This is a genomic window from Novosphingobium sp. B 225 (assembly GCF_002198665.1).
In the GTDB taxonomy this organism is placed as follows: Bacteria; Pseudomonadota; Alphaproteobacteria; order Sphingomonadales; family Sphingomonadaceae; genus Novosphingobium.
In genome coordinates this window covers 1-10000 of record NZ_MWLM01000021.1, presented here as the reverse complement: position 1 = coordinate 10000, position 10000 = coordinate 1, and the positions used below count along the sequence as shown (strand labels likewise).

Annotated in this window: 14 protein-coding genes, 1 tRNA gene, 2 rRNA genes and 1 pseudogene (1 of these 18 cut by a window edge); 14 read left to right on the top strand and 4 right to left on the bottom strand. The window is 62.4% G+C overall.

Annotation, left to right across the window (positions count from 1 at the left end; genetic code table 11):
• The 3 genes from MNBBLIKP_RS02250 to MNBBLIKP_RS02240 form a co-directional block, all read left to right on the top strand.
• Positions 1-1476, top strand: a 23S ribosomal RNA gene (locus MNBBLIKP_RS02250); it begins 1315 nt to the left of the window's first position.
• Positions 1477-1589: 113 nt separating this feature from the next.
• Positions 1590-1704, top strand: a 5S ribosomal RNA gene (rrf, locus tag MNBBLIKP_RS02245).
• A gap of 136 nt (positions 1705-1840) precedes the next feature.
• Positions 1841-1917 (top strand) — tRNA-Met (locus tag MNBBLIKP_RS02240).
• A gap of 34 nt (positions 1918-1951) precedes the next feature.
• Here MNBBLIKP_RS02240 and MNBBLIKP_RS02235 read toward each other — a convergent pair.
• The 4 genes from MNBBLIKP_RS02235 to MNBBLIKP_RS02220 all read right to left on the bottom strand — a co-directional run bounded on the left by MNBBLIKP_RS02235 (position 1952) and on the right by MNBBLIKP_RS02220 (position 4277).
• Positions 1952-2740: a metallophosphoesterase gene (locus MNBBLIKP_RS02235; protein ID WP_176399619.1), complete on the bottom strand. Its 789-nt coding sequence runs from the start codon at positions 2738-2740 to the stop codon at positions 1952-1954.
• Between the two features lie 83 nt (positions 2741-2823).
• Complete coding sequence (gene gmk / locus MNBBLIKP_RS02230; RefSeq protein ID WP_088307044.1) at positions 2824-3477, bottom strand: guanylate kinase; 654 nt, start codon at positions 3475-3477, stop codon at positions 2824-2826.
• 30 nt (positions 3478-3507) lie between these two features.
• Positions 3508-3786 (bottom strand): hypothetical protein, encoded by a 279-nt coding sequence (locus MNBBLIKP_RS02225; protein ID WP_088307042.1) that lies wholly within the window; start codon positions 3784-3786, stop codon positions 3508-3510.
• A complete protein-coding gene (locus MNBBLIKP_RS02220; protein ID WP_088307040.1) occupies positions 3783-4277 on the bottom strand; it encodes an SspB family protein in 495 nt (164 codons plus the stop codon). Before MNBBLIKP_RS02220 ends, MNBBLIKP_RS02225 begins: the two co-directional genes overlap by 4 nt.
• Before the next feature lie 81 nt (positions 4278-4358).
• Between MNBBLIKP_RS02220 and hisB the strand changes: the two genes are divergently transcribed.
• The 11 genes and pseudogenes from hisB to MNBBLIKP_RS02165 form a co-directional block, all read left to right on the top strand.
• Entirely contained in the window at positions 4359-4952 is a 594-nt protein-coding gene (gene hisB / locus MNBBLIKP_RS02215; RefSeq protein WP_088307038.1) for an imidazoleglycerol-phosphate dehydratase HisB, read from the top strand.
• A complete protein-coding gene (gene hisH, locus MNBBLIKP_RS02210) occupies positions 4945-5565 on the top strand; it encodes an imidazole glycerol phosphate synthase subunit HisH (RefSeq protein WP_088307036.1) in 621 nt (206 codons plus the stop codon). The genes hisB and hisH overlap by 8 nt, the downstream gene beginning before the upstream one ends.
• A complete protein-coding gene (gene hisA / locus MNBBLIKP_RS02205) occupies positions 5562-6290 on the top strand; it encodes a 1-(5-phosphoribosyl)-5-[(5-phosphoribosylamino)methylideneamino]imidazole-4-carboxamide isomerase (RefSeq protein ID WP_088307074.1) in 729 nt (242 codons plus the stop codon). Before hisH ends, hisA begins: the two co-directional genes overlap by 4 nt.
• Positions 6291-6293: 3 nt before the next feature.
• Positions 6294-7055, top strand: a complete 762-nt coding sequence (gene hisF, locus MNBBLIKP_RS02200) for an imidazole glycerol phosphate synthase subunit HisF (RefSeq protein ID WP_088307034.1) — start codon at positions 6294-6296, stop codon at positions 7053-7055.
• 97 nt (positions 7056-7152) lie between these two features.
• The gene (locus tag MNBBLIKP_RS02195) at positions 7153-7323 is read left to right on the top strand and encodes a PEP-CTERM sorting domain-containing protein (RefSeq protein ID WP_088307032.1); all 171 of its coding nucleotides are present in this window, start codon (positions 7153-7155) and stop codon (positions 7321-7323) included.
• Positions 7324-7369: 46 nt separating this feature from the next.
• Positions 7370-7684: a phosphoribosyl-ATP diphosphatase gene (locus MNBBLIKP_RS02190; RefSeq protein WP_088307030.1), complete on the top strand. Its 315-nt coding sequence runs from the start codon at positions 7370-7372 to the stop codon at positions 7682-7684.
• Positions 7684-8061: a histidine triad nucleotide-binding protein gene (locus MNBBLIKP_RS02185; RefSeq protein ID WP_088307028.1), complete on the top strand. Its 378-nt coding sequence runs from the start codon at positions 7684-7686 to the stop codon at positions 8059-8061. The genes MNBBLIKP_RS02190 and MNBBLIKP_RS02185 overlap by 1 nt, the downstream gene beginning before the upstream one ends.
• An 86-nt stretch (positions 8062-8147) precedes the next feature.
• Positions 8148-8606 (top strand): YbgC/FadM family acyl-CoA thioesterase, encoded by a 459-nt coding sequence (locus tag MNBBLIKP_RS02180; protein WP_088307026.1) that lies wholly within the window; start codon positions 8148-8150, stop codon positions 8604-8606.
• On the top strand, positions 8603-9328 hold the full coding sequence (tolQ, locus tag MNBBLIKP_RS02175; RefSeq protein ID WP_088307024.1) for a protein TolQ: 726 nt from the start codon (positions 8603-8605) through the stop codon (positions 9326-9328). Before MNBBLIKP_RS02180 ends, tolQ begins: the two co-directional genes overlap by 4 nt.
• The gene (locus MNBBLIKP_RS02170) at positions 9328-9771 is read left to right on the top strand and encodes an ExbD/TolR family protein (RefSeq protein ID WP_088307022.1); all 444 of its coding nucleotides are present in this window, start codon (positions 9328-9330) and stop codon (positions 9769-9771) included. Before tolQ ends, MNBBLIKP_RS02170 begins: the two co-directional genes overlap by 1 nt.
• A 10-nt stretch (positions 9772-9781) precedes the next feature.
• Positions 9782-10000 (top strand): annotated as a pseudogene (locus MNBBLIKP_RS02165) (hypothetical protein); the annotation flags it as partial.

Below are 10000 nucleotides of genomic sequence, written 5' to 3'. Positions count from 1 at the left end.
AGATGCCCTCTCGCCGAAAGACCAAGGGTTCCTGCTTAAAGCTAATCTGAGCAGGGTAAGCCGGCCCCTAAGACGAGCCCGAAGGGGGTAGTCGATGGGAACCACGTTAATATTCGTGGGCCTGGTGGTGTGTGACGGATCACGTGTGTTGTCTCTCCTTATTGGATTGGAGGGGCTTCGAAGTGGTTCCAGGAAATAGCCCCACCGTATAGACCGTACCCGAAACCGACACAGGTGGTCAGGTAGAGTATACCAAGGCGCTTGAGAGAAGTATCCTGAAGGAACTCGGCAAATTGCCTCCGTACCTTCGGAAGAAGGAGGCCCTCACATTGCGCAAGCAGTATGAGGGGGCACAGGCCAGGGGGTAGCGACTGTTTAGCAAAAACACAGGACTCTGCTAAGTCGGCTTCAAGACGACGTATAGGGTCTGACGCCTGCCCGGTGCTCGAAGGTTAAGAGGAGGAGTGCAAGCTCCGAATTGAAGCCCGAGTAAACGGCGGCCGTAACTATAACGGTCCTAAGGTAGCGAAATTCCTTGTCGGGTAAGTTCCGACCTGCACGAATGGCGTAACGACTTCCCCACTGTCTCCAGGATATGCTCAGCGAAATTGAATTCTCCGTGAAGATGCGGAGTACCCGCGGTTAGACGGAAAGACCCCGTGCACCTTTACTGCAGCTTTAGAGTGGCATTAGGAAAGAATTGTGTAGCATAGGTGGGAGGCTTTGAAGCATCGGCGCCAGCTGATGTGGAGCCATAGGTGAAATACCACCCTGTTGTTTTCTGATGTCTAACCTCGCGCCGTTATCCGGCGCAGGGACCCTCTATGGCGGGTAGTTTGACTGGGGCGGTCGCCTCCTAAAGAGTAACGGAGGCGCGCGATGGTAGGCTCAGGCCGGTTGGAAACCGGCTGTTAGAGTGCAATGGCATAAGCCTGCCTGACTGCGAGACTGACGAGTCGAGCAGAGACGAAAGTCGGTCATAGTGATCCGGTGGTCCCTCGTGGAAGGGCCATCGCTCAACGGATAAAAGGTACGCCGGGGATAACAGGCTGATGATTCCCAAGAGCTCATATCGACGGAATCGTTTGGCACCTCGATGTCGGCTCATCACATCCTGGGGCTGGAGCAGGTCCCAAGGGTTTGGCTGTTCGCCAATTAAAGTGGTACGTGAGCTGGGTTCAGAACGTCGCGAGACAGTTTGGTCCCTATCTGCCGTGGGCGTCGATACTTGAGAGGAGTTGCCCCTAGTACGAGAGGACCGGGGTGAACATGCCTCTGGTGTACCTGTCGTTCCGCCAGGAGCGCAGCAGGGTAGCTATGCATGGACGGGATAACCGCTGAAAGCATCTAAGCGGGAAGCCTCCCTCAAGATAAGGTATCTTCGAGTCGTGATAGACCATCACGTTGATAGGCTGGATGTGGAAGTGCGGTAACGCATGGAGCTAACCAGTCCTAATAACTCTGATCATGCTTGGGAATTCCACCATCAATGACAGTTTTGCTGTCTGATGGACGGTCTTTTCAGCCAGAGACGCCTTCAAACGCACCAAAGTGCATCGATTAAAAACCGTATTCCGCCTGCTTTATTGCTTGGTGGCCATAGCGTCAGTGCCCCACCCGATCCCATCTCGAACTCGGCCGTGAAACCTGACAGCGCCGATGGTACTAACGCTCAAGCGTTGGAAGAGTAGGACGTCGCCAGGCATTAAAGCAGGCGGTTTACGGAAAACCCATTCACAAGTCAGGGCTTTTGCCCGCATGCGAAGGGCCCTTGCGGCCCTTTTCGTGTTTTGGAACCCTTGTGGTTCCTGAATTTCGCCCTATCTGGGCAAAATGGTGACGCGGGGTGGAGCAGCCCGGTAGCTCGTCAGGCTCATAACCTGAAGGTCGTAGGTTCAAATCCTACCCCCGCAACCAATCAAAAGCCCCGCTTCGGCGGGGCTTTTGGCATTCAGGGCTGCGGTGCAGACAGCGTAACCAGCCACCAGTCAGGCGGAGCGCCAATCCGCAGGGGGATGCTGCCGGAACCCAGGCCAGCGGTCACCACAGTGCTGCGTTTGCCATCGCGCACGATTCCGCATTGGTACTGCGGCAGATAATAGTGCCGATCGCCGACAAGCTTGCCGAAAATTGGCGCGAGTGAGCCAATGATTGGCAGCACAACCTGCCCGCAATGCGTATGACCGGCGAGCAGCAAGGCCACATTGTCAGGCAACTCCTCCGCCAAATCTGGCGAATGATTGATCGCGATCGGGATACCACCCATGGCGCGAGCCCGTGCGGCGGTTGTTGGCACGTCGGCGTGATCCGTATACCGATCATCGAGGCCCAGAACCACGAGTGGCCCGGCCCGGATGGCCTGGTTGCTCAATAGGGTCACCCCCGCTTGCCGCAGTGCCGCTTCAACGCTGGCCAGGTCGGTCCAGTGATCATGATTTCCCATTGTCGCGATCACCCCGTCGGGAGCCACCAGCTGGCGCAGCGGTGTGATCAGTTCTCGCGGATCAGACGCAAGCTTTCCGCTGTCGCCGTTGACAAAATCACCCGTAATTACAATCAAATCAGGCCGCGCCGCATTTACCGCCGCGACAATCTTCTGGAGCCGGGCCGGCTGCATCGCTCGATTGCCGATGTGAATGTCAGAGAGCAGAGCGATTCTGTAAGGACGCGCGTCGCGGGCCAAGCCTGGCAAGGCTAGGTTTGCGGTGCGTTGGATCGGATCGGCAACGGCTTCAGCCAATCCGGCTGCCGTCATTGCCCCCAGTGTCAGCGTTGACAATCCAGCGGCCCACCGTGCCAGGCGCATCGCGGGCCTTGCCGCCATCAGTCCGCCATCAATCCACGGACAAAGCCGATCAACCCGGTCTGGCGTGCGCGCTTCATTCGTTCGGCAGCCAGGATCTGCTGCACTTTGGCAAAGCACAGCGCAACATCATCATTGACCACGACATAGTCATACCCGTCCCAATGACTGATCTCGCCGCGCGCCCGGTCCATCCGGCTGGCAATCACATCTGCCGCATCGGTGCCCCGGCCTGTCAGACGACGGCGCAATTCGTCGATGCTGGGAGGCAGCAGGAACACCCGAACCACATCGGTTTCCAGCTTTTGGTAGAGCTGCTGGGTCCCCTGCCAGTCAATATCGAACAGGAAATCCTGCCCTTCGCGCAGCCCGGCCTTCACCTGGGCTTTGGGAGTGCCATAGGAATGGCCGAACACGGTCGCCCATTCCAGGAACAGTTCCTGTTCGACCATCTCGTCAAACCGGGCCTGGTCAACGAAGATATAGTCCTGCCCGTCAACCTCGCCCGGGCGCATCGGCCGGGTGGTGACCGAAACTGACATGCGGATCGCGGCGTCATGCTGCAACAGCATCCGCGCGATCGTGGTCTTGCCCGCACCCGAAGGCGAGGACAGGATGAACATCAGTCCGCGGCGATGTAGCGTGTCGCCCGTTTGCTTGCCAGTTTCAGCCATGTGCCACAATCGCCCAAGGCGCGGGGTGGATCAAGTGCCCGGCTCGGCCTTTTTCGCAACGCCGCCTTTGCGCTCGCGCCGCCGGTCATAGAGCTTCTTGGCGAGCGCGCCGGAAGCGACCACGATCGCGCCCGGTACGGAGCGGGTTGCGACGCGGAGCGCCACGGTTCCCGCGATCCCGCGCAGCAGGTTGTTGTCTTTGGCCTTCGGAGCCGGATTGTCCGGCAGCAGGCGTTTGACCGCCGTGTCGAGGAGCCGGCTTCCGCCCTTGCGCGCCAATAGGGCAAGGATGCGGTCGGCCTGAGTCACTTCTTACGTCCGAAATCCACGGTCACGACATTCGAGCCATCATCTGCCGCAGAACTGGTTTCGTTGCCGGGGCTGTCGTTTTCCGCCGGTTCATGCGGTTCGGGTTCGGCATCGGGCATCATCGCCTGGAACTGCAACCCGAAATCGACCGCCGGATCGACAAACGCGGTGATCGCGGAAAAGGGAATATCAAGCTTGGCCGGAAGCTGGTTGAACGACAGTCCAACCGTAAAGCCCTGATCATCGACGCCCAGATCCCAGAACTTGTTCTGCAGCACGATCGTCATCTCATCCGGGAACCGTTCCCGCAAATGGGCGGGGATCGAGACGCCGGGAGCCCCGGTCTTGAAGGTGATGTAGAAATGATGATCGCCCGGCAGCGTGCCGCCAGCGGCGATGATCTGGCCCAGCACACGGCCCACCACGGCGCGCAGCGCCTCCTGCACGATTTCGTCATAGGGGATCAGGCTATCGGGCATATCATCGCTCATGCGCTTCAAGTGGCCATAGGTGCCGCAAGGGTCAAGGGGAAAGGGATTGCAGAGTCACAATTCCGGCCTATAGGCAGCGCCATGCGGACGGCCAGAATTGCGCGGAAAACGCACGAAACCGACATTGCGGTCGAGGTTAATCTCGATGGCACCGGCAAATATGACGTGTCGACCGGGATCGGATTTCTCGATCACATGATCGAACAGTTCAGCCGCCATTCGCTGATCGACGTGACCTGCCATATCAAGGGCGATCTGCACGTCGACCAGCATCACACCACCGAAGACAGCGCGATTGCGATCGGACAGGCGATTGGCCAGGCGCTGGGCGACAAAGGCGGGATCGGCCGCTATGGCGAGGCGCATTCGGCCATGGACGAGGCTTTGAGCCGTGTGGTGCTCGATATTTCGGGCCGCCCCTGGCTGGTCTGGAACGTACGCTTCACCCAGGAACGGCTGGGCGAAATGGATACCGAACTGTTCGAACACTGGTTCCAGTCGATCGCGCAGGCCTGCGGGATTACGCTGCATATCGAACAGCTGTACGGCAGCAACAACCACCATATCTGCGAAGGCGTGTTCAAGGGCTTTGCCCGAGCAATGCGGCAAGCGGTGGAGCTGGACCCGCGCAAGGGTGGGGCCGTGCCCAGCACCAAAGGACAGCTCGGTGGCTGAGGTTCTCGCGCTTGTCGATTACGGCGCGGGCAATCTCCATTCGGTTGAAAACGCGCTGAAGGCTGCCGGGGCCGAGCATATCAAGGTAACCGCCGATCCCGATGTGGTGCGCGCGGCAGACCGGATCGTCCTGCCCGGCGTGGGCAGCTTCAAGGCCTGCGCCGAAGGGCTGCAGGCGATCCCGCATCTGGTCGAAGCCATGGCCGAGCGCGTGCTGGTGGGGGGTGCGCCGTTTCTGGGGATCTGCGTGGGCATGCAGTTGCTGGCGGATCGCGGCGTGGAACACGGCGTCACGCCGGGGCTGGGCTGGATCGGCGGCGAAGTGCGGCTGATCGAGCGGACCGATCCGGCTATCAAGATCCCGCACATGGGCTGGAACGATGTGATCGTCCACAGCCATGCCCCGCTGGTCGAGGCGGGCGAGGCCTATTTCCTGCATTCCTATCACTTCGCGCCAGAGGACGGCCACCATGCCATTGCCATGACCGATCATGGCGGCGGACTGGTCGCTGCGGTGGCGCGCGACAATCTGGTGGGGGTGCAGTTCCATCCGGAAAAGAGCCAGGGCTATGGCCTGGCGCTGCTCCGCAACTTCCTGGAGTGGAAGCCGTGATTGTTTTCCCCGCCATCGATCTCAAGGCCGGGCAGGTCGTGCGCCTCGCCGAAGGCGATATGGACCGCGCCACTGTCTATGGCGATAATCCCGCCGCGCAGGCGATGCTGTTTGCCGAGGCCGGATCGCAGTTCCTGCACGTGGTCGATCTGGACGGCAGCTTCGCCGGCCGGGCCGAAAACCGCGCGGCGGTGGAAGCGATTCTGGCGGAATTTCCCGGCCACGTGCAGTTGGGCGGCGGCATCCGCACGTGTGAGGCGGTGGAGGGCTGGTTCGATCTGGGCGTTTCGCGGGTCGTGATGGGCACCGCCGCGTTGAAGGACCCGGATTTCGTCAAGGACATGGCGAAGGAGTTCCCCGGCGGGATCGTCGTGGCAGTCGATGCCCGCGACGGCATGGTCGCAACCGAGGGCTGGGCCGAGCTGTCCGACGTGCCGGTGGTCGATCTCGCCCGCCGGTTCGAGGATGCCGGGGTCGCCAGCCTGTTGTTCACCGACATCGGCCGTGATGGGCTGCTCAAGGGCGTGAACATCGATGCCACGGTTGAACTCGCCCGGCAGGTCGATCTGCCGGTGATCGCCAGCGGCGGGGTCAAAGGGCTGGACGATATTCACGTGTTGTCGCTCTATGCGCAGGACGGGATCGAAGGCGTGATTACGGGCCGTGCGCTCTATGACGGGCGGCTTGATCTGGCCGCAGCGATTGCGATGGCGAACCGGGGCTGAACCATGACCGTCCGCATCCGTGTCATTCCCTGTCTCGACGTGCGCGATGGGCGCGTGGTCAAGGGGGTCAACTTCGTCGATCTGCGCGATGCCGGGGATCCGGTCGAGCAAGCCCGCGCCTATGACGCGGCGGGGGCGGACGAATTGTGCTTTCTGGACATCAGCGCCAGCCACGAAGGGCGCGGGACCTTGCTCGATGTGGTGCGGCGGACTGCAGAGGTCTGCTTCATGCCGCTCACTGTCGGCGGCGGGGTGCGCACGGTCGAGGATGCGCGGGCACTGTTGCTGGCAGGTGCAGACAAGGTTGCGGTCAACAGCGCCGCCGTCAGCCGCCCCGAGGTGGTGTCAGACATTGCCGAAAAGATGGGCAGCCAGTGCATTGTCGCCTCGGTCGATGCGCGGCGGACCGGTGAAGGTCGGTGGGAGATTTTCACCCACGGCGGGCGCAAGGCGACCGGGATCGACGCAGTGGAACATGCCGTCCGGCTCGCGCAGCTGGGCGCGGGCGAACTGCTGGTCACTTCGATGGACGGGGACGGCACCCAGGCCGGCTATGACCTCGCGCTGACCCGGACCATCGCCGATGCCGTATCTGTGCCGGTGGTGGCGAGCGGCGGGGTCGGCACGCTCGATCATCTGGTCGAAGGCGTCACCAAGGGCCATGCCAGCGCGGTCCTGGCCGCCTCGATCTTCCATTTCGGGACCTACACGATCGCGCAGGCCCACGCTGCGTTGCGCGCTGCCGGTTTGCCCGCACGCGGGTAAAATGACAGCAGTATGAATGCCCTGGCGGCAGTCCCGGCGTGGGACGGTCCCGGCAAAGCGGTTGCGTATGCGGCCTGATCGGCGCAGGCGCCACGCTATGATTGGTCGCACCACATTCCTGATTACCCTTGTCTCCCTGTCAGCAAGCCCTGCCCTGGCGCAGGCCGGGACCACGATCCCCGAACCCAGCGATGCTTTGCTGTTCGGATTGGGTCTGGCCGGGCTGGTGATCGGGCGGCACTTCGCCCGCCGCAAACCGGGCGAGTGATCGCCCCGGCTTGACCTGAACGCGGGCGCGCCGCATGGCTTGGGCCATGGATACGCTGACCCGCCTTGCCGCCACAATCGCTTCGCGCCGCACTGCCGATCCCGCCACCAGCTGGGTCGCCAAACTGCACGCGCGCGGGCTGCCGGTGATCGCGAAGAAGCTGGGTGAGGAAGCGGTCGAAACCGTGATCGCCGCCCTGTCTGGCACCCGCGAGGAACTGGTGGGGGAAGCCGCTGATACGATATTCCACCTGCTGGTCCTGCTTGATGCCAAAGGCGTAACGCTGGACGAAGTGCTGGCCGAGCTTGACCGCCGCGAAGGCACCAGCGGGATTGCCGAAAAAGCCAGCCGGAGTGAGTGATGCCGATCGACCCGACCCTGCCCTATGACGATCAGAACATCTTTGCGAAAATCCTGCGCGGAGAGATCCCGAACAAGACCGTTTACGAGGACGAGTGGGCGCTCGCCTTTCATGACATCAATCCGCAGGCGCCGCTGCACGTGCTGGTGATCCCCAAGGGGCCTTACGTCAGCTGGGACGATTTTTCCGCCCGGGCCAGTGCAGATGAAATCGCCGGGTTCGTGCGCGCCGTGGGGCATGTTGCGCGCGAGGCCGGGCTGGTTGAGCCGGGCTACCGGCTGCTCGCCAACATCGGCCAGCACGGGCATCAGGAAGTGCCGCACCTGCACGTGCATCTGTTCGGCGGGCGGCAGATGGGCATGATGTTGCCGCGGTAATTCCGGCCCATCCGCGCGATTAATCAGCCCGCTCGCCACACCGAGCTTGCCCTGCGACTCGCCCACCGGCTAAGGCTGGTGGCGCAATGACGTCATACCCCGCCCCGCCCTCTGGCCTGATCGAAGGAAAGCTGCATCACTTTGCGGTGCGCGCCTATTTCGAGGATACGGACCTGTCGGGCGTGGTCTATCACGCCAACTACCTGCGCTGGTTCGAACGTGCCCGGTCGGATTTCGTCCGCCTGCTGGGGATTGACCAGCGCGCCGTGAATGAACGCGGGGAGGGGGCCTTTGCCGTGGCCGATCTGTCGATCCGCTATTTGGCCCCGGCGCGGCTGGATGACGGGGTGCGGATCGAAACCACTTGCGATGATCTGGGCGCGGCCAGCTGCCGGATGCATCAGAAAGCCATTCGCGAGGATGGAAAATTGCTGGCCGAAGCCCACTTCCGGATCGGCTTTGTCGCTCCCGATGGCCGTCCGCGCCGGATGCCGCTGCCATGGCGTGAAGCTTTTGCCGGAATTGTCACTGAAGGATCCGAATGACCCAGCTCGAACTGCTCGCCGCCGCCGCCGCCTCTGCCGCGCCGCGTCACCTCAATCCGGTCAAGCTGTTCCTCGATGCCGATGTGGTCGTGCAGATCGTCATGGCCGGGCTGGTGCTCGCTTCGATCTGGGTCTGGGCCATCGTGGTCTCGTTCAGCCTGCGCATGGCCGGGATCCGCAAGCGCACCGACGCCTATGAGAAGGACTTCTGGAAGGCGGCCAACATCGACGAGTACCAGGCGGAGATGGGCAATATTGGTGGCAAGGGGGGCGAAGTGCCGATTGCCCGGGTGGTCGCCGCCGGTCTTGCCGAATGGCGCCGCTCGGTCGGCTCCAAGCCGATTGACCGCGAAGGCACCCGCCAACGGCTCGGCGCGGTGATGGACAGCGCCGTCGCGCTGGAGGCGGACCGGCTGGCAGACCGGCTGAACTTCCTTGCCACGGTTGGTTCGGTGGCACCGTTCGTCGGGCTGTTCGGGACTGTCTGGGGGATCATGAACAGCTTCTTCCAGATCGGCCAGCAGCAGAATTCGTCGCTCGCCGTGGTCGCGCCGGGGATTTCCGAAGCCTTGTTCGCCACGGCCATCGGGCTGTTCGCGGCGATCCCGGCAGTCATCGCCTACAACCGCTTTTCGCACCGGGTGAATGCCTATGAAGCGCGGCTGCAACGCTTTGCTGACCGGTTTCACGCCAGCCTGAGCCGCGAACTGGAGGCGCAGTAATGGCGATCGGCCCCAGCGCCAGCGGACGCCGCAAAGGGCGCGGGCGTGCGCCAATGGCGGATATCAACGTTACCCCGCTGGTGGACGTGATGCTGGTGCTGCTGATCATCTTCATGGTCACCGCGCCGCTGATGAATGCCGGGGTGCCGATTGACCTGCCGGACAGCAATGCCAAACCGCTCGCCCAGGAACAGCAGCCGGTGAACATCACCCTGACCCCCGATGGCAAGCTCTACATCGACCAGTCTGAACTGGCCCCGGGTGAACTCGCTGCCCGGCTGGCGGCCTTGCCACGTGACACATCGGGCAAGCCGCCGCTGGTCACGCTGCGGGCGGACAAGTCGCTCGATTACGGGCGGGTGATGGCCGTGATGGGGGAACTGAACCACGCCGGGTTCAACTCGATCTCACTGGTCACCAACAGTTCAGTTTCAGCCCCCTAGCGCGTTAACCATGGCGCAGCAGTCCCTCCGCAAGGAAGAAGCCCTCGGCCTGTTCGTCGCGATTGCGGCGCATGCCGGGCTGGTCTTGTTCCTGCTGCTCAAGCCTCCCGCCGCGCCCTTGCCCCCGCCCGAACGGATGACCGTGACGCTGAGCGAGGAGGTGGGACTGACCTCCACCGCGCCCCAGGCCGCCCCCGAAGCCGCGCCCGATGCGGGGCCGGTGCAGGGC

Bases quoted from the DNA above. Each gene is read 5' to 3' on its own strand.
- MNBBLIKP_RS02185 (WP_088307028.1), top strand. From the start codon at position 7,684: ATGCCGATCGACCCGACCCTGCCCTATGACGATCAGAACATCTTTGCG.
- tolQ (WP_088307024.1), top strand. From the start codon at position 8,603: ATGACCCAGCTCGAACTGCTCGCCGCCGCCGCCGCCTCTGCCGCGCCG.
- gmk (WP_088307044.1), bottom strand. From the start codon at position 3,477: ATGGCTGAAACTGGCAAGCAAACGGGCGACACGCTACATCGCCGCGGA.
- hisB (WP_088307038.1), top strand. From the start codon at position 4,359: ATGCGGACGGCCAGAATTGCGCGGAAAACGCACGAAACCGACATTGCG.
- MNBBLIKP_RS02190 (WP_088307030.1), top strand. From the start codon at position 7,370: ATGGATACGCTGACCCGCCTTGCCGCCACAATCGCTTCGCGCCGCACT.
- hisF (WP_088307034.1), top strand. From the start codon at position 6,294: ATGACCGTCCGCATCCGTGTCATTCCCTGTCTCGACGTGCGCGATGGG.
- MNBBLIKP_RS02195 (WP_088307032.1), top strand. From the start codon at position 7,153: ATGATTGGTCGCACCACATTCCTGATTACCCTTGTCTCCCTGTCAGCA.
- MNBBLIKP_RS02180 (WP_088307026.1), top strand. From the start codon at position 8,148: ATGACGTCATACCCCGCCCCGCCCTCTGGCCTGATCGAAGGAAAGCTG.
- MNBBLIKP_RS02170 (WP_088307022.1), top strand. From the start codon at position 9,328: ATGGCGATCGGCCCCAGCGCCAGCGGACGCCGCAAAGGGCGCGGGCGT.
- MNBBLIKP_RS02220 (WP_088307040.1), bottom strand. From the start codon at position 4,277: ATGAGCGATGATATGCCCGATAGCCTGATCCCCTATGACGAAATCGTG.